Origin of the sequence: Cupriavidus taiwanensis, assembly GCF_900249755.1 — a bacterium.
Classification (GTDB): Bacteria; Pseudomonadota; Gammaproteobacteria; order Burkholderiales; family Burkholderiaceae; genus Cupriavidus; species Cupriavidus taiwanensis_D.
Genome location: NZ_LT976854.1, coordinates 1,839,991 through 1,856,783, shown reverse-complemented (window position 1 = coordinate 1,856,783; position 16,793 = coordinate 1,839,991). Strand labels below are relative to the sequence as shown.

At 68.2% G+C, this 16,793-nt stretch carries 18 protein-coding genes; 6 read left to right on the top strand and 12 right to left on the bottom strand.

All coding sequences use genetic code 11. From position 1 onward, the window contains the following. Positions 1-150 precede the first annotated feature (150 nt). Positions 151-684, top strand: a complete 534-nt coding sequence (locus CBM2594_RS23925) for a hypothetical protein (protein WP_116359753.1) — start codon at positions 151-153, stop codon at positions 682-684. 63 nt (positions 685-747) lie between these two features. Here the strand turns inward: CBM2594_RS23925 and CBM2594_RS23920 are convergent, their stop codons facing one another. Beyond that, the gene (locus tag CBM2594_RS23920; protein WP_116359265.1) at positions 748-1,056 is read right to left on the bottom strand and encodes an H-NS histone family protein; all 309 of its coding nucleotides are present in this window, start codon (positions 1,054-1,056) and stop codon (positions 748-750) included. 325 nt (positions 1,057-1,381) lie between these two features. Between CBM2594_RS23920 and CBM2594_RS23915 the strand changes: the two genes are divergently transcribed. Beyond that, positions 1,382-1,792, top strand: a complete 411-nt coding sequence (locus CBM2594_RS23915; RefSeq protein ID WP_116359264.1) for a VOC family protein — start codon at positions 1,382-1,384, stop codon at positions 1,790-1,792. Between the two features lie 103 nt (positions 1,793-1,895). Here the strand turns inward: CBM2594_RS23915 and CBM2594_RS23910 are convergent, their stop codons facing one another. Then, on the bottom strand, positions 1,896-3,014 hold the full coding sequence (locus CBM2594_RS23910) for a tetratricopeptide repeat-containing glycosyltransferase (protein ID WP_116359263.1): 1,119 nt from the start codon (positions 3,012-3,014) through the stop codon (positions 1,896-1,898). Here CBM2594_RS23910 and CBM2594_RS27180 point away from each other — a divergent pair. Continuing rightward, positions 2,995-4,443, top strand: a complete 1,449-nt coding sequence (locus tag CBM2594_RS27180; RefSeq protein ID WP_232346729.1) for a tail fiber protein — start codon at positions 2,995-2,997, stop codon at positions 4,441-4,443. The genes CBM2594_RS23910 and CBM2594_RS27180 overlap by 20 nt on opposite strands. A 178-nt stretch (positions 4,444-4,621) precedes the next feature. On the opposite strand, the gene CBM2594_RS23900 is transcribed toward CBM2594_RS27180, so the two are convergent. Next, positions 4,622-6,025 (bottom strand): NCS2 family permease, encoded by a 1,404-nt coding sequence (locus tag CBM2594_RS23900; protein ID WP_116359261.1) that lies wholly within the window; start codon positions 6,023-6,025, stop codon positions 4,622-4,624. A gap of 467 nt (positions 6,026-6,492) precedes the next feature. Here CBM2594_RS23900 and CBM2594_RS23895 point away from each other — a divergent pair, with 467 nt between their 5' ends. After that, positions 6,493-6,702 (top strand): hypothetical protein, encoded by a 210-nt coding sequence (locus CBM2594_RS23895; protein WP_116359260.1) that lies wholly within the window; start codon positions 6,493-6,495, stop codon positions 6,700-6,702. Positions 6,703-6,718: 16 nt separating this feature from the next. Here the strand turns inward: CBM2594_RS23895 and CBM2594_RS23890 are convergent, their stop codons facing one another. Further along, positions 6,719-7,342 carry an N-acetyltransferase gene (locus CBM2594_RS23890; RefSeq protein WP_116359259.1) on the bottom strand — a complete coding sequence of 208 codons (624 nt, stop codon included), beginning with the start codon at positions 7,340-7,342 and terminating at the stop codon, positions 6,719-6,721. 589 nt (positions 7,343-7,931) lie between these two features. Here CBM2594_RS23890 and CBM2594_RS23885 point away from each other — a divergent pair. Beyond that, positions 7,932-9,086 (top strand): glycosyl hydrolase, encoded by a 1,155-nt coding sequence (locus CBM2594_RS23885; protein ID WP_116359257.1) that lies wholly within the window; start codon positions 7,932-7,934, stop codon positions 9,084-9,086. A gap of 29 nt (positions 9,087-9,115) precedes the next feature. Continuing rightward, positions 9,116-9,376 carry a MoaD/ThiS family protein gene (locus CBM2594_RS23880; RefSeq protein WP_010810887.1) on the top strand — a complete coding sequence of 87 codons (261 nt, stop codon included), beginning with the start codon at positions 9,116-9,118 and terminating at the stop codon, positions 9,374-9,376. Here the strand turns inward: CBM2594_RS23880 and CBM2594_RS23875 are convergent. Genes CBM2594_RS23875 through CBM2594_RS23840 form a run of 8 tightly spaced genes read right to left on the bottom strand, consistent with a single transcriptional unit; the run spans position 9,373 to position 16,691 of the window. Next, positions 9,373-9,657, bottom strand: a complete 285-nt coding sequence (locus tag CBM2594_RS23875; RefSeq protein ID WP_116359256.1) for a DUF971 domain-containing protein — start codon at positions 9,655-9,657, stop codon at positions 9,373-9,375. The two genes, CBM2594_RS23880 and CBM2594_RS23875, sit on opposite strands and share 4 nt — an antisense overlap. Beyond that, positions 9,654-10,652, bottom strand: a complete 999-nt coding sequence (locus CBM2594_RS23870; RefSeq protein ID WP_116359255.1) for a HEAT repeat domain-containing protein — start codon at positions 10,650-10,652, stop codon at positions 9,654-9,656. The genes CBM2594_RS23875 and CBM2594_RS23870 overlap by 4 nt, the downstream gene beginning before the upstream one ends. A 24-nt stretch (positions 10,653-10,676) precedes the next feature. Continuing rightward, positions 10,677-11,483, bottom strand: coding sequence for an ABC transporter ATP-binding protein (locus CBM2594_RS23865; protein ID WP_116359254.1), 807 nt, complete (start codon positions 11,481-11,483; stop codon positions 10,677-10,679). After that, a complete protein-coding gene (locus tag CBM2594_RS23860; RefSeq protein WP_116359253.1) occupies positions 11,480-12,325 on the bottom strand; it encodes an ABC transporter permease in 846 nt (281 codons plus the stop codon). Before CBM2594_RS23860 ends, CBM2594_RS23865 begins: the two co-directional genes overlap by 4 nt. A gap of 14 nt (positions 12,326-12,339) precedes the next feature. Further along, positions 12,340-13,761, bottom strand: a complete 1,422-nt coding sequence (locus tag CBM2594_RS23855; protein WP_116359252.1) for an ABC transporter substrate-binding protein — start codon at positions 13,759-13,761, stop codon at positions 12,340-12,342. A gap of 38 nt (positions 13,762-13,799) precedes the next feature. Continuing rightward, positions 13,800-14,045, bottom strand: a complete 246-nt coding sequence (locus CBM2594_RS23850) for a 4Fe-4S dicluster domain-containing protein (protein ID WP_010810893.1) — start codon at positions 14,043-14,045, stop codon at positions 13,800-13,802. 13 nt (positions 14,046-14,058) lie between these two features. After that, a complete protein-coding gene (locus tag CBM2594_RS23845) occupies positions 14,059-15,828 on the bottom strand; it encodes a fumarate reductase/succinate dehydrogenase flavoprotein subunit (protein WP_116359251.1) in 1,770 nt (589 codons plus the stop codon). Continuing rightward, on the bottom strand, positions 15,825-16,691 hold the full coding sequence (locus CBM2594_RS23840) for a GntR family transcriptional regulator (protein WP_373457607.1): 867 nt from the start codon (positions 16,689-16,691) through the stop codon (positions 15,825-15,827). The genes CBM2594_RS23845 and CBM2594_RS23840 overlap by 4 nt, the downstream gene beginning before the upstream one ends. Between the last annotated feature and the right edge of the window lie 102 nt (positions 16,692-16,793).

Sequence of the window (16,793 nt, the reverse complement as noted above, 5' to 3'; positions counted from 1 at the left end):
CGATCGGTCCGCATCCATTCCGCATTTTGCGTCATCGTGCCGCCGACGCCCCGCCCCGGGGCCGGCTTCCCGCCGTTGCGACTCAACCTGCCCGCCGCCATGCGCCATGCCCGGTCGTTCGCCGTCCCTGTCCGCCTTGCCGTGTTGCCGATGCTTGCCGCCGCCGTGGCGGTGTCGGGCTGCGTGGCGCAATACCGCGTGCCTGCCGGTGCGCCGTCCGCCAGCGTGCGGCTGGTGACCAGCACCGACGAAAACACCTCGTTCACCATCGTCGATCCGGCCAGGTGCCCGGATCCGGCCCGGCCGCTGGTGCTGGCGGGGATGGGCAAGCAGTTGTCGGCGATGGGAAGGGAGCGCGGCCTGGACATGGCCGGGCGTTCGCCCGAGCCGCCCGCGCGCACGCGCGAAAGGCTGGTCGAGGCGGGCCGGCGCCTCTATGTGGCGGTGACCTCGGCCGCGGCGCCGCCGCTGCCCGAGATGCGCTGCGCCGCGGGCGTGTCATTCGTGCCGGCCGCGGGCGGGCAATATGAAATCCGCTACCAGCGCGACGAGACCGCCAGCCAGTGTTCCGCGCGGATTCTGCGCCTGCAGCCGCAGCCTGACGGCGGCGCGCGCCTGACGGCGGAGCCGACCCAGCAGGGATTCAGGGCGCTGCGCAAGGACTATGTCTGCCAGGCGTTGTGAAACCCGTCCGGGCCCCCGGCTGCGGACGGGTCGCGTTGCTGCCGTCGGGCGGCAGCAACGGTGTTACTGCTCGATCAGGAAGCGCTCCGGACGCTTGCCCAGCCAGGCCGGCGCACGGCCGCGGCCCGACCACGTCTTGCCGGTCTTGGGATCCATGTATTTCGGGGGCAGGGCAGCGGCGGACTTGCGCGGGCCGCTGCCGGCGGGACGGCCACGCTTGCGCCGGGGCAGGATGTCTTCCGCGGTCAGGCCATATTCGGTCATCAGTTCGCGGATTTTATCGATCACGCCCGCCACTTCGGTTGCGCGCACTTCATTCAGCTTGGCTTCCAGCGCTTCCTTCTCAGCCAGGAGTTGCTTGTATGTCGCCATTTATATCCCCTTTCTGCAAATAGGCCGCTGCATGGTACTAGAAATCCCGGTGACAGAGCACCTGAAAAAATTTTACAAAAAATAACGCAAATTGCACGGAGAGATTGTCGGGAAGCTGGTCGGCGCGATTCTCATGCCGACTGCAAGATGGATTGCCGCAATCATCGCCGCGGCATCGCGCCATCCAATCCACGGTTTCACCGCCCGGCGCTCCGTTTTTTCCCTGATTTAGCGCCAATGGAAATACGCGCGCCGCTTTGCTTTAGCGCCTAGACTGTTTGTCTGCGCCCCGCGCAGTGCCACCTCACGACTACCGGAGCCCCCTATGAATCAGCAGATCTTTGTCAATTTGCCGGTCCGCGACCTGCAAAAGTCGATTGCCTTCTTTACCCAGCTCGGTTTTTCCTTCAATCCGCAATTTACCGACGATACCGCCACCTGCATGATCGTCGGCGAGAACATTTTCGTGATGCTGCTCACCGAAGCCAAGTTCCGCAGCTTCTCGCCCAATGAAATCTGCGATGCGCGCAAAGCCACCGAAGTGCTGGTTTGCCTGTCGATGGAAACCCGCGCGCGCGTTGATGAAATGGTCAATGCCGCGGTGCTGGCGGGCGGCAATACCTACAAGCCGCCAATGGACCTGGGCTTCATGTACGGCCATGGCTTCCAGGATCTGGACGGCCATGTCTGGGAACTGGTGTACATGGATATGGCGGCGATGCAGGCGGGGCAGTAAGGGACGCCATGGCGTTTCGGGCCGGCATGGTATGCCGGTCCTCGAAGCATGCAGGCCACCGCGCGGACCATGTTCCCGTGCGGTGCTGCCGCGATGGGGGCGATCAGAGTCCGAAGTAACGCAGATTGCCCTCGATGCGCGCACGCTCGTGCGCTGGAACGCGCGCCTCGGCCAGCAGCCGCGACAGGGCTTGCTTGCCCTGCTCGACCGCGCCCACGTAATAGGCGCTGACGGCAAGCTCGTCCAGGGCCCGCCAGGCATAGACCGATTCGTCGACGAACAGGGCGTCCGCGGGCCTGGGCAGCGCCGCGGCCTGTTGGGCAAACAAATGCGCGAGCGCGAACTCGCCGCGCAGGCGGTGATAGCGGGCAAGCTCGCACAAGGGTTCGGCGCGGCTGGGGCGGGCTTGATAGGCGTCGAGGTAGCCCTCGCGCACGGCAGCGGGGGCATCGCCGCGGCGCTCCCGCAGCACGGCGACCTGGAAGCGGGAGAACCAGGCTTCCTCGTCCCACCCGCCCATGCCGGCGCGTTCACCATATACCCGGATGCTCTCGTCGAGCTTGCCTGCATCGCGATAGCTCTGGGCCAGGTAGAAGCGATAGCGCGCATTGGACGGTTCCTTGCGCACGGCTTCCTCGAGCAGCGCGATGTCGCGCAGATAAGTATCGCCGGCGCGCGCCCGCGCGCCCTCGCGGGACACCACGATGGTCGCGCCCGGCAGGGGTTCCCAGCGGTGCGCCTGGTCTTGTGTCAGGTATTCGTGGATGACGCCTTCCCAGCGCCAGGGCATGCCGGCCGGCACCAGGGCATTGCGCAGGTAATGCCAGCCGTCGAGCTCGCAGCGGAACTGATAGCCGTGCTGCCGCAGCGCCGGCCAACCGAATCCGGGATCCAGGCGCAGCGTTTCGTCCGCGTCGATGAATAGCAGGTAATCGCTTTCACCTGGCATCTCGAGTTTTGCCAGCGCCATGGCTTGGTTGCGATTCTCCGCGAAGTTTCGCCAGGGCCGCTCGTGCAGCGTGCCGGGAACGTCTGCCATGAATTGCCGGATCAGATCCTGCGTGCCGTCGGAGGATCCGGTGTCAACGATGACCCAATGGTCGATCCATCCCTTGACGCTCTGCAGGCAGCGCGTAATCACCGGCGCTTCGTCCTTGACGATCATGTTCAGGCAGATGCGGGACACCAGATGGCCTCCATTGATGAAAATCGGCGACAGCATACCGCTGAATCAAAAACAACACCCCCCCAGAGTGTTGACTTTCGAATCGATCGGGGCGCTACCATGCACGCGCCCGGAAGACGTCCACATTTCCAATCCACAGGGCCTTGGCACTCACCGCAAACACCATCGGACTTTCCGCGCCGTGCCGCGTGCCAGGCCGATCGCGCGCCAACGCGCGCCATCAAACCAAAAAAAAGGGGTCAGAATCATGCATCAACACAAATGGGCTACCAGCCTGTCAACGGCTACCGCCATCCTGGTCGCAGGCTGCGGCGGTGGCGACGATAGCAATGGCGGCGCGCCGGCTGCCCCGGGGACGCTGCCGAGCGCCACGATTTCCGGAGTCGCCGCAACCGGCGCCCCTATCGTCAACGCAGAAGTCCTGCTCAAATGCGTGGCCGGCCAGGCCCGCACCACCACTGGCGATGACGGCAGCTGGTCGGTTTCAAGCGCTGGCCTGACGCTGCCATGCGCCGGCCGGGTCGTGACGGCGGCTGGCTTGCCGCTGCACACATTGGTGCAGGGCCCGGGCAACATCAATATCACGCCGATCACTGAACTGGTGGTGGCGTCGGCTACCGAAAACCCGGACACGGAAGCGTTCTTCACGACTTTCTCGGCTGTCGCCGCGGCGGCGGCAGGCAACCGGCTGCAGACTGCACAGACCATGGTCAAACTGCGCCTGGCCAACCTGGGCGTGGAGGCGGACAGCCTGGACCTGCTTACCCAGAAATTCTCGCCTCGCCATGGCGATGCCTACGACGACCGGCTCGAGGCGCTGCAGGCGCGCCTGGCCGCCACCAACGCCACGCTGACTGACGTGGCGGCACAGCTTGCACGGGGGGACGTGGGTGCGCCGGGAGCGACCGGCCCCACGGGCGCTACGGGCGCTACGGGCCCGCAAGGTGCCACGGGTCCGCAAGGCCCCACCGGGGCGACGGGCGCGGCGGGTGCAACGGGTGCCACAGGTCCCTCGGGCGCGACTGGTGCCACGGGCGCGACGGGTGCCACTGGAGCCGTGGGTCCCGTGGGCGAAACAGGGCCAAGCGGAGCAACGGGAGCAACGGGCGCAACGGGCGCTACGGGCGCTACGGGCGCTACGGGCGCTACGGGCGCAACGGGCGCTACGGGCGCAACCGGTACCGTGCCCGGACTAGGCACCCCAGGTGGTGCCGGCTCCTCCAGCAACGGGGTCGATTGCGTCATCGGCACGGTGTGGCTGACTGCCGCCCGCTGGGGCCAGGGCTTGCCTGCCGATGGCCGGCTTCTGCCGATCAATCTCTACACGGCCCTGTTCAGCCTGCTCGGCAACACCTACGGCGGCGATGGCACCAGCAATTTCGCGCTGCCGAACCTCGGCTCGGTCACGCCCAATGGACTGACCTACATGATCTGCGTCGAGGGCCTCTTTCCCAGCCCCAACTGACGCTGCCGCCCGGGCTGGCGCCTTGCGGTCCGCCCGGAGCGCGCCAGCGGCAAGCGCCAAAAAAAACAGCCCGGGAAAGCAGGAAGCCCGGGCTTGAAATCCACCTGGATCGCGGTGGAGGAGACATCTGGTTGTCAGCGTCCCGGCAAGGGCCGGGACGCGCTCATGCAGCTTCGGGTCAGATCGCCCAGCCGCCGGCGTAGAACGCCGCCAGCACCACCGCGATGGCGACGGTGCCGACATTGAGCTTGCGCCATTCGCCGGCGACCACGCGGCCCACCACCAGGGTGCAGAAGCCGAGCATGATGCCGGTGACGATATTGCAGGTCAGTACGATGAACACGGCGCAGACCAGGCCGGCCAGTGCATCGACCAGGTCGTCCATGTGCAGGCGGCTGACGCTCGACAGCATCAGCAGGCCCACATACATCAGCGCGGGCGCGGTGGCGTACGACGGCACCAGCGCGGCCAGCGGCGAGAAGAACATCACGGCCACGAACAGCAGGCCCACCACCACCGCGGTCAGGCCGGTCTTGGCGCCGGCGGCCACGCCGACGGTCGATTCGATATAGGCCGCGGCCGGGGCGCCGCCGAACAGGCCCGAGAAGATCGAGCTGACCGAATCCGCGGTCAGCGCGCGCCCGCCGTTGTGGATATGGCCGGCGGCATTGAGCTGCCCGGCCTGCCCGGCGACGGCGCGGATGGTGCCGGTGGCGTCGAATACCGCGGTCATCACCAGCGCCAGCACGCTCGGCAGCACGGCGGCGGTCAGCGCGCCGCGCACGTCCATCGCGCCGATCAGCGATGCCTGGCCCGGCGCGCTCAGCGACGGCAGCGCGAACACGCCGGTGAACTTCACCGCCGGATCGAAGGCCAGGCCGAGCGCGGAGATGGCGACGATCACCAGCAGGATCCCGCCCGGCACCTTGCGGCGCTCCAGCCCGAAGATCGCGGCCAGGCCCAGCACCGACATCACCACCGGGAACGAGGTGATCTTGCCCAGCGCCACCGGCAGGCCGGCATGCGTGTTCTTGACCACCAGCCCGACTTCATTCGACGCGATCAGCAGCAGGAACAGGCCGATGCCGATGCCGGTGCCGTGCGCCACCCCGGCCGGCAGGTTGCGCAGGATCCAGCTGCGCACGCCGGTGACCGAGATCGCGGTGAAGATCAGGCCCATCAGGAACACCGCGCCGAGCGCGACCGCCGGCGACAGGCCCTGCCCCAGCACCAGGCCGAAGGCCATGAACGCGGTCAGCGAGATGGCGCAGCCGATGGCGATCGGCAGCTTGGCCCACAGCCCCATCAGCAGCGAGCCGAAGGCCGTGGTCAGGCACACCGCGACAAAGACCGCGCTGGTGTCGAAGCCGGCCTTGCCCAGCATGCCCGGCACGACGAACACGGCGTAGACCATCGCCATGAAGGTGGTGACCCCGGCCACCACTTCCTGGCGCTGGGTGCTGCCGCGCGCGGTGATTTCGAAGAACGCGTCGAGCCGGCCCCGGACTTCCGGGACATGGGGGGCGTGGGGGCGTGCGGGATCGGCCTCCGCCGCGGGCGACGGATAGGGTTGTTCGATCATGATGAGCTGTCTCCTTGCGGGCGCTGCAACCTCCGTCGTGCGGAGCGTCGTCAGGCGTGTCTCACGTGGTTCTGGTCTGGGCTGGAGGCGGAATCCTGGCCAACCCCGCTGTTATCGGTGTGCCGCTTGTCGGTGCCTTCTGTGGGCGTGATCCGGGCAAGGCTGAAGGCTAGGTGAGGCGGCGCCAGCCATCATCACCGGCGCTCAATGCGCGGCATGTGCGGCGGGGAATACCGAATGTGATGTCTGGGTATCGTCGAACGGTGGAACGGCTGCAGGTGGCGTTTTCGGCGGCTGCCGTTATCAGGCGGCGCATATACGGCCTATAGGGAATGACCCGGATGCCGGACGGTCGACTTCTCTATACTAGGGATAACCCTGAATCGTCTCGCGATCCGGGCCGAAACCCGGCCGCAAGTGCTTCACGAGACACTAAATCTGTTTCCCACCGGAAAGGAAGAATCGCCATGCAAGCTCTCGCCGACACCCTCTATCGCCAGCCCGCACAGTCCACCGCCGCGACGCCCGCCGCCGCGCAACCGGCACGCGACGTTGCCTATTACGCGCGCATGGGCGGCGGCCAGTCGCTGGCCGCGCGCGTACGCGCCTACTTTGCGCAGGGCTGGACGCTGTACGCGGCCAACGCCCGCGAGGCCGCGCCGATCCGCTGGCTGTAAAGACCTGCGCGCTGCGTCAGTACATGCCGGTGCGGGCCATGAACGCGTCCAGCGTCCAGCCGCGCCCGAGCAGCAGCATGCGCGTATGCAAGTCCTCGCTGGTGGCGGCATCGACCGCAGCGCCCAGCCACGTCAGCGTCTTGCTGCGCAGATCGACATAGCCCATGGCGTAGTCGGGGGCCAGGGCCTGCCACAAGGCGTGGGCGCCGGCCGATTGCCGCGCGCCGCTCAGCAGGCATAGCCCGCCATCCAGCGCCCAGCGATAGAGCGCCCGCGCCAGGCCGCGGCGCTGGTAAGCGGGCGCAAACTTGGTATGCGGCGCCCGCACCCACGGGTCGGCCCGGCGGCCGACCTCGATCAGCCGGTTGAACACGGTATAACCGGCCAGCCGGCGCTGCATCACGTCTTCCACGTACACGTAGTACTCGCCGTCGGCCTCGCGGTAGCGCAGGCGCAGGCCCGGTGCGCCCGCCGGCAGGGCGGGCATGGCATGGAGGCGGTCGCCGGGCCGGCCGATGCGGCCGTGCAGGGCGTCCAGTTCACGCTCGATTTCGGCGGGCGGCAGTTCTACGTCGATGCGCAGTTCCAGCGCGCGTGGCAACGCCTGCGCCGGCAGGCGCAGGGCATGGAAATTCGCCATGGCAGTTTCCCGCGTGCTCAGGAATTGAGGATCAGGTAGAGGGCGGCGAGCGCCACCATGGCACAGAAGGTGTGGCGGTAGAGCGGTGACATGTCTGGCTTTCTCCTGGCTGCATGATCGAGCGGGTGCCGGATGGCATCCGCGACATGGGCCGTGCGGGAAAGCTCAGGGCTGGAGGGTGGCGCCCCGAGCTGCCCGCACGGCCAGGAAAAGCACGGCGCGGCGGACCCAGGGGCAGGCGAGTAAATGCCTGGCCAGGTCTGGAGGCAGGTCCAGGGCAAGGCCCCGCTGCGCCGCGCGCACGCGCACGCCTGCCGCCGGCCGGGCCGGGCGGTTCAGGGTGGCGAGACGGGCAATGCAGGGCATGGAGGCGGGGCGCAAGGGTTCGAAGGAACATTGCTTATGCCACACTTCAGCGTCAATGTCCAGCCAAGTTGCCGGCTTCCGCAGTGAACTCCGTTTTACTTCATGACCCCATCGGTGCCTGTGCGCTGGCTCTCAGGGGTCGTCGTCATCGTTCATTGTGAACACTGTCTACATGTACTAGACTCGGAAACATCGTTCACCCGGCCTTCTTGCAGGAGCCAAGATGACGACTTCCCCCATTCCCCAACATGCCGGCCCGGTCCGCCTGCTGGTTGCCACCACCAAGGGCGCCTGGTTCCTGACCAGCGACGCCGCGCGCCGCAGCTGGCAGATCGAAGGCCCGACCTTCCTCGGCCATACCATCCACCATGTCGTGCAGGACCCGCGCGAGCCGTCGCGCCTGCTGATGGCGGCGCGCACCGGCCATCTGGGCCCGACCGTGTTCCGCTCCGGCGACGGCGGCCGCAACTGGACCGAGGCGGCCCGCCCGCCCGCCTTCGACAAGGTGCCGGAGGGCGAGACCGGCCGCGTCGTCGACCACGTGTTCTGGCTCACCCCCGGCCATGCCAGCGAGCCCGGCACCTGGTACGCCGGCACCTCGCCGCAGGGCCTGTTCCGCAGTACCGATCATGGCGCGAACTGGGAGCCGCTGCGCGGCTTCAACGACCATCCGATGTGGCGCGCCTGGACCGGCGGCGAGCAGGACGGCACCCCCGACGGTCCCAAGCTGCATTCCGTGCTGGTCGATCCGCGCGACGCGCGTCACCTGTATATCGGCATGTCCAGCGGCGGCGTGTTCGAGAGCACCGACGCCGGCGCCGACTGGAAGCCGCTGAACCGCGGCAGCATCGCCAACTTCCTGCCCGATCCCAACCCGGAATACGGCCAGGACCCGCACTGCATGCTGCAGCATCCCGCCAACCCGGACCTGCTGTACCAGCAGAACCATTGCGGCATCTACCGGATGGACCGCCGCGAAGGCGTGTGGAAGCGCATCGGCGAGGCGATGCCGAAGGAAGTCGGCGACATCGGCTTCCCGATCGTGGCGCACCCGCGCGACCCGCGCACGGTGTGGGTGTTTCCGATGGACGGCAGCGATGTGTGGCCGCGCGTCAGCCCCGGCGGCCGGCCCGCCGCCTATGTCACGCGCGATGGCGGCGAGACCTGGCAGCGCCAGGACCGCGGCCTGCCGGCCGAGCAGGGCTGGTTCACGGTCAAGCGCCAGGCCATGGCCACCGACGGCCACGACCCGGTGGGCGTGTACTTCGGCACCACCGGCGGCGAGTTGTGGGCCAGCGCGGACGAAGGCGATGCCTGGCAATGCATCGCCCGCAACCTGCCGCAGATCTATGCGGTGAGCGTGGCGCGCCCTGCCTGAACGGCGTGCGCCGACCCGGAGGACTTCCCATGCAGGTCCGTATCGCGACGCCGCTGTTTTCCTATACCGGACAGCGCGAATACGTCGAGGCCCGCGGCGCCAGCATCGCCGAACTGCTCGACGACCTCGACCGCCAGTTCCCCGGCATGCGTTTTCGCATCGTCGATGAGCAGGGCAAGCTGCGGCCGTATATCCGTGTGTTTGTCAACCGCACGCAGCTGATGCGGCTCGATGCGCCATTGAAGGAAACCGACGAGGTGCATATCCTGCAGGCGCTGGCGGGCGGCTAGGCGCCTGCCAGCGCCTGCAGGTATGGCCACGGGTAGATGCCGCGGTCGTGCCCGTCACTGAACACGATCTGCACGCCATAGCCCATTTCGCCGAGGGCGACGATCTGCGTGTCGCCCGGCCCGGCCTCTGAAGGCTTGCTGCGGCAGGCGGCGCAACGGCACGCTGGGCGCAAGCGGCCCGGGTCCAGCGACTGGCACTGGCCGTCGGGCCAGTAGACGCGCAGCGCGCCGTTGGCGCGGGAGAGCTCCAGGCGCGTGGGTACGACCATGCCGCCGCTCATGCATGACCCTCCGGCGCGCCGATCTGCGCCAGCGCAATGCGCACGGCCTTGCGTACCTCCGGATCGGCATCGTCGGCGGCCGCGGCAAGGGCCGGCACGGCTGCCGTATCCCCCAGGCTCCCCAGCGACAGCGCGGCCTCCTTGCGCAGGTTGCTGATGGCGTGGGCCAGCTGCAGCGTCAGCGGCACCAGCGCCGCGCGGTCACGCAGCTTGCCGAGAGCCCTGGCGGCCTGCACGCGGACCTGCCAGTAGCGGTCTTCCAGCGCGTCGATCAACGGGCCCACGGCTTCAGGGAATTTCAGTTTTCCCAGCGTCTGCGCGGCTTCTTCCCGCACCTGCCAGGCGCCGTCGCGCAGGGCCGCCAGCAGCGCATCGCGCGCCGACGGGTCGGCAGCGAGGCCGAGCGCGCCGGCGGCGGCGCGCCTGACGTCGGTATCGGCGTCGCTGGTCGCAGCTTGTGCCAGCGCGGGCAGGGCTTCGCTGCGCCTGAGCCAGCCCAGCACGGCCACCGCTTCGCGGCGCACCGGGGCGGCCGCGTCGGACAGCGCCGCCATGGCCGCATCGAAGCCTGCCGCATAGCGCAGCTCGCGCAGGCCGCGCCACGCGGCCGCCCGGACAAAGGGATCGCCGTGCGTGACCCACGGCAGCAGGGCGGCACCGGAGGCGGGCTCCTTCAGTTCCGACAGTCCCTGTGCTGCCGCTTCGGCCACCTCGCGGCTGGGGTCGGCCAGTGCCGCGGCCAGCGCCGGGACGACCGCTTCCTGCTCCCAGCTGGCCAGCGTGCGCGCGGCTTCCGCGCGCACGGATCCGGCGGGGTCCGATTGCAGGCGCTGCAGCAGCAGCGGCACGCCGTCTTCATCCTCCAGGTCGGCAAGTTGCAGCACGGCCACGCGTCGAACCGCGGGGTCGGGGTCGGCCAGGCGCAGCGTCAGCGCGCCGATGGCGGGATCGAGATCAGACAGGGATTCGTCAGGCAGGGCGGAAGCTTGCGGCATGGATGGCAGTCAGGTCGATAGCGGTCAGGCGGCGGTCGCGAGCGCGCTGGCCCGGGTGTGGTCGTGCAGCAGGTCGCGGCAGCGGCGCTTGAGCCGGATGAAATCGTCGTCGGTCATCAGCTCGGCGCGGCGGGGCCGCTCGAAGGGGATGGCGAGATCTTCAAGGATGCGTCCGGGCCGTGGCGACATCACCAGCACGCGGTCGGCCAGGAACAGCGCCTCGTCGATGTCATGGGTGACGAAGACCACGGTGGTGCGCATCCGCGCCCAGACGTCGAGCAGCAGGCCTTGCATATGGGCGCGGGTCTGCGCGTCGAGCGCACCGAAGGGCTCGTCCATCAGCAGCACGCGCGGCCGGTTGATCAGCACGCGCGCAATCTCCGCGCGCTGCTGCATGCCGCCGGAAAGCTGGGCGGGGTAGCGCTGCGCGAAGCCGCCCAGGCCGACCAGGTCCAGCAGGGCCTGCGCCTCGCGCTTGCGCTCGGCGGTGGGCACGCCCTGCATCTTCAGGCCGAAGGCGACGTTGTCGAGCACGCGCTTCCACGGGAACAGCGAGTGCTGCTGGAACACCAGCCCGCGCTCCGGCGCGGGGCCGCGCACCGGCGCCCCGTCGAGCAGCAGCTCGCCCGCCGCCGCCGGCAGGTGTCCGGCGATGGCGCCCAGCAGCGTGGACTTGCCGCAGCCCGACGGCCCCAGGATGCAGACGAACTGCCCGGCGGGAATGTCGATGGATAGCTGGTGCACGGCGGTGAAGGCCGCATCGCCCTGGCCCAGCGCCACATCCAGGCCGCGCACCTGCAGGCGGCCCGCGCGGATCGGCTGGCTCGTCATGCGCGCACCTGCTGCAGGCGGGTCCACGGCATCAGCCACGCGCCGACGCGCTTGATCAGCGCGCTGCTGCCCATGCCGAAGACACCGATCAGCAGCATGCCGACGACGATGTCCGCATAGTTCTGCAGGTTGTAGGCCTCCCACGTGTAGTAGCCGATGCCGTACTGGCCGGCGATCATCTCGGCGGTGACCAGGCAGAACCAGGACGTGCCCATGCCGATCGCCAGCCCGGTGACGATACTCGGCAGCGCCGCGGGCAGCAGCACCTCGGGGAAGACGGTCCAGCGGCGCGCGCCCAGGCTGCGCGCCGTGGCGACCAGGCGCGGGTCGGTGCGCTCCACCCCGTGGATGGTGTTGAGCAGGACCGGGAACAGCGCCCCGATGAAGGTGATGAAGATCATGCTCATCTCCGAAGACGGGAACATCAGGATTGCCAGCGGAATCCACGCCACGCCGGGGATCGGGCGCAGCACCTCCAGCGGCGGCAGCAGCAGGTCTTCCAGCCAGCGCGAGCGGCCGATCGCCATGCCGAGCACGATGCCCGCCACGGCCGCCGCGCCAAAGCCGGCAAACACGCGGTACAGGCTGTTGCCCAGGTGCAGCACCAGCTTGGGTGACTGCAGCAGCTGCCAGGCCGCAGGAACCACGTCGCTGGGCGCGGGCACGTTGGCGAAGGTGACGAGGCCGAGGTGGGCCCGGTGGGACGAGGCCAGCTGCCACAGCACGATGCAGCTGGCCAGCGCGGCCAGGCGTACCAGCCAGCGTGCCAGCCGCACGCGTGCCGCGCCCGGCGCGGCCGGTGCCACCGGGGGCGCCCCCGCTTCAAGGCTGATCGAGGTCATGGGCGCGCTCCGCGTCAGTTGCTGGCCACGGCGACCGCGGCGCCGCTGACTGCGGCAAAGTCCCGCACATTGCCACCATTGGCCTTCGCCCAGCCATCCGCTGAGCCCTTGAGCAGGAAGGCGCTCACCTGCCCCTTGCCGTCCTGCACGTACCACGCCTTGCTGGCCAGCAGCTTCAGGCCGGTATTGCGGTCATGCACATACAGCACGCGCGCCTGCCTGCCCTCTTTTGCAGCCTGCCTGAGCGCGGCGAATGCTGCCGCCGGCGAGGCATAGGCGCGCACCCTGGACTCGCCCCGCAGCCACAGCTGCGCGGCCAGCTTCGGTTCGGCGATGGGTTTGCCGCTGCCTGCGTCCTTCGCCGCGAGGGGCTGTTTGTCGTAGGACTTCAGGCGCGCTTCATAGTCCAGCCCCTCCAGCCTGAAGGCTTCGCGGATGTAGCGCTCGTCGATCACGGTGTCGGCGCTGAGGTCGGCATCGGTGCGCTTGAGCAGCTTCAGCGTCTCGATCGACGTCTGCAGCGCCTGGCGGTACTCCGGCTTCCAGGTGTAGTCGCGGTTCTGCAGGCCGAGCGGGCCATGGAACAGGTAGTCCACCTCGGCGTCGATGCCGGTCACCCGGGCAATCAGCTCGCTGTATTTCTCGGGCTCGGCCGCCATCAGGCGGTCGGCCTCGATCGCGGCGCGCAGGTAGGCCACCACGATCTCCGGGTACTTCTGCGCGTATTCCGCGTTCACCAGCGCGCCGTGGAAGGTGGGGGCCTCGGCCTGGGCGCCGTCATAGATCTTGCGGGCAAAGCCGCGGAAGACAAAGAGCTCGGGGAAGGGCACGAAGTTGGCATGGCCGTCCACCTTGTGCGCCTGCAGCGCCGAGCCGCCGACCTCGGGCGACTGCGACACCAGGGTCACGTCCTTGTCCGGGTCCCAGCCCTGGCGCTTGATCGCGCGCAGCAGCATGCCGTGCGCGGTGGAGCCGAACGGCACCGAGATGGTCTTGCCCCTGAGCTCCGCCAGCGACTGGACCGGGGAATCCGCCGGCACCACGATGCCGTTGCCGGTGCCGATCGCGTTGCCCGACAGCGGCGCGATGAACAGGCTCTTCTTGCCGGCCTTCTGGAAGGCCGCGGCATTGAGTGAGCCGGGGAAATCCGCCATGGCGCCGATATCCAGCTTGTCGGCCACCATCTCGTTGGTCAGCGGCGGGCCGGAGGTGAAGTTCTTCCATTGCACGTCGTAGGTGACGTCCTTGTACTTGCCGGTGCGGGGCAGGTACTTGTCGAGCAGCTTCAGTTCGCGGATCAGCAGGCCGCCGGTGGCGCAGTTGATGGTGGTGTCCTGCGTGCCGATGGCAACGCGGATGGTTTCGGCACTGGCCGCGCCGGCCAGGCTGGCGGCGGCCAGTGCCAGGAGCAGGTGGATGCTGGTGGAGGCTTTCATGGGGTTATCTCTGTGGTGCTGTTGTCATGAAGCGGCAATCAACGCAGCAGGTACGGGATCTCGACCCTGACCGCGCCCGTCGGGCAATCCTTCTCGCAGGGCATGCAGTACCAGCACTCGTCGAACTGCATGAATGCCTTGCCTTTGGTCAGGTCGATGGCCAGCAGGTCCATCGGGCAGACATCGACGCAGACCGTGCAGCCCTTGTCGGCAATGCACTTGTCTTCATCGATGGTGACCGGCGCGCTGCTGCGCTGGGCGATCTCATGCGGGGTGTAGGCCATGGCGTGGGTTCCTTCAGGCGGCAGCCAGGGTGGCGGGTTCGGCCGTGGCGGCCGTGGCGGCAGCCTGGCCGCGGCTGACGCGCAGCCGCTGGTAGGCGGTGGCGTCGTCGCCTGCCACCGGGACGATGTACGGTTCGATCGCGCGCTTGTGGCTGACCATGCGCCCGGCTTCATCCTTGCTCAGGTGCGTATGGCAGAACCAGTCCGCATCATTGCGCTGCGGATAGTCGACGCGATGGTGGTAGAGACCCCAGCGGCTCTCGGTGCGGAACAGGGAAGCACGTGCCGCCATCTCCGCGCAGTCGCGGATCGCCATCACCTCGACCGCGCGCATCAGCTCGTGCGGATTGGCGGCGCGGATCTGGCCGATGTCGTCGGCGATGGCGTCAAAGCGCTGCAGTCCGATTTCCATCTTGCGCGTGACCTTGGGCGGCTGCAGGTAGTCGTTGACCATGCGGCGCAGCTTGTATTCCACCTGGGCGGGCGGCAGGCCACTCGCGCGCGCCAGCGGTGCGAACACGCGCGCGCGCTCCGCCTCGACCTGGGCCGCATCGGCTTCAGGCAGGCCGCGGCCGGCGACGTAGTCGGCGGCGTTGTGCCCGGCAAACCAGCCATAGGTGAAGGCGCCCAGCATGTAGTTGTGCGGCACGGCGGCCATGTCGCCGGCTGCGTACAGGCCCGGCACGGTCGTCTCGGCGCGCTCGTTCACATGCACGCCGGACGCGCTGTGGCCGCTGCAGAAGCCGATCTCCGAGATATGCATCTCCACCATCTGCCTGCGGTAGTCGGTGCCGCGCCCGGCGTGGAACTGGCCGCGGCTGGGCCGTTCGTTGGTGTGCAGGATCGTCTCGATGGTCTGGATGGTTTCTTCCGCCAGGTGGTCAAGCTTCAGGAACACCGGGCCGTCGCCGCCCTGCAGCTCCTGGTAGAACTCCCACATCATCTGGCCGCTCCAGTAGTCGCATTCGATAAAGCGCTCGCCCTTGCCGTTGGCGGTATAGCCGCCCAGCGGGCCGGTCACGTAGGCGCAGGCCGGGCCGTTGTAGTCCTTGATCAGCGGATTGATCTGGAAGCACTCCAGGTTGGCCAGCGCCGCGCCGGCGTGATAGGCCATGGCATAGCCGTCGCCGGCATTGGTCGGGTTCTCGTAGGTGCCCATCAGGTAGCCGGAAGCGGGCAGGCCCAGGCGGCCGGCCGCGCCGCAGCACAGGATCACGGCGCGCGCGCGGATCACGTGGAAGTCCGCGGTGCGGCAGTCGAAGCCCATCACGCCGCTGGCGGCGCCGCTGGCGTCGGTCAGCACGCGCGTGGCGACGATGCGGTTGGTGATCTCTACGCGCGCGCGCTTGAGCTGGCGGTACAGCACCTTCTTGACGTTGTGTCCTTCCGGCATCGGCAGCACATAGGAGCCCATGTGATGGACCTTCTTCACCGCGTAGTCGCCGGTCTCGTCCTTCTCGAACCTGACGCCCCAGCGATCCAGCTGCTCGATGGTGGCAAAGCTGTGGCGCGCGTAGGCATAAACGGTGGACTGGTCGACGATGCCGTCGTTGGCCACGGTGATTTCGCGGGTGTACTGCTCGGGCGTGGCGTGGCCGGGGATCACGGCATTGTTCAGGCCGTCCATGCCCATCGAGATGGCACCGCTGCGCTTGACGTGCGCCTTGTCGAGCAGCAGCACGCGCAGCGCGGGGTTGCGTTCCTTGGCCTTGATCGCGGCCATCGGGCCGGCGGTGCCGCCGCCGACGACAACGATGTCGTATTCGTGAGTCAGGGTATTCATGCGGAGGGCTTCCCCTTGCTGGCTGGTTTGCGGGGCCGCGAGCGGCCGGCCGGGCTGGTGACGCGGCTGGTGACGCTGGGGGCTGGCGCGGTCTTGCGCCGGTCTGCGCGCAGCCGGTACTGGAACGCGTCGCCGCGGAAGTAGAGGAACTCGTAATCGATCGGCGTGCCTTGCGCGTCATGGGTCAGGCGTTCGATGCGCAGCACCGGCGCGCCTTCCTGGATGCGCAGGGCCTGGGTCAGGTCGTCGTCGGCGAGGATGGCGTCGACACTCAGGTCGGCATGGCCGAGCTTCACGCCACAGTCGTTTTCCAGGATCAGGAAGATGTCGCGCGTGGCCAGGTCGGCAGTGAGCAGGCGGCGGCCGATGGCCTCGGGCACCCAGGTCAGCTCCAGCGACACCGGCTCGCGGTTGAGCAGGCGCACGCGCCGGATCTCCACCACCGGATCGCCTTCGCGCAGCCGCAGCTGCGTGGCAACGTGACGGCTGGCAGGTACGCATTTGCAGCTGCGTATCTGGTTCAGGATCTCGTAGCCCATGCTCGACATGGCCTCGGCAAAGCCTTGCAGCGAGGTCACGTTCTGGAAGGCGCGGGGCTTGGAGACGAAGGTGCCCTTGCCATGGATCTTGAAGATCAGCCCCTCCTTCTGCAGGTCGCCCAGCGCCTGGCGCACGGTGATGCGGCTGGCGCGAAAGCGCTCGCCCAGCTCGCTTTCCGACGGCATCTGGTGGTGCGGCGGATAGGTGCCGTCCAGGATGCTGGCGCGCAAGGCGTCCTTGATTTGCGTATAGAGCGGCAGCGGAATCGGTGCCGGCATGGCTGCGGCGGCGGGGGCGGGTACCACGTTGGTCCGGGTCGTCATGGGGATCGACATAGCGTGTTATGACAAGTTGGAAACCACTATATGGACGACGCCGTGCCGCAGGAACGAAGCAATCCGGATATGCAAGGATGAAATCCGAAC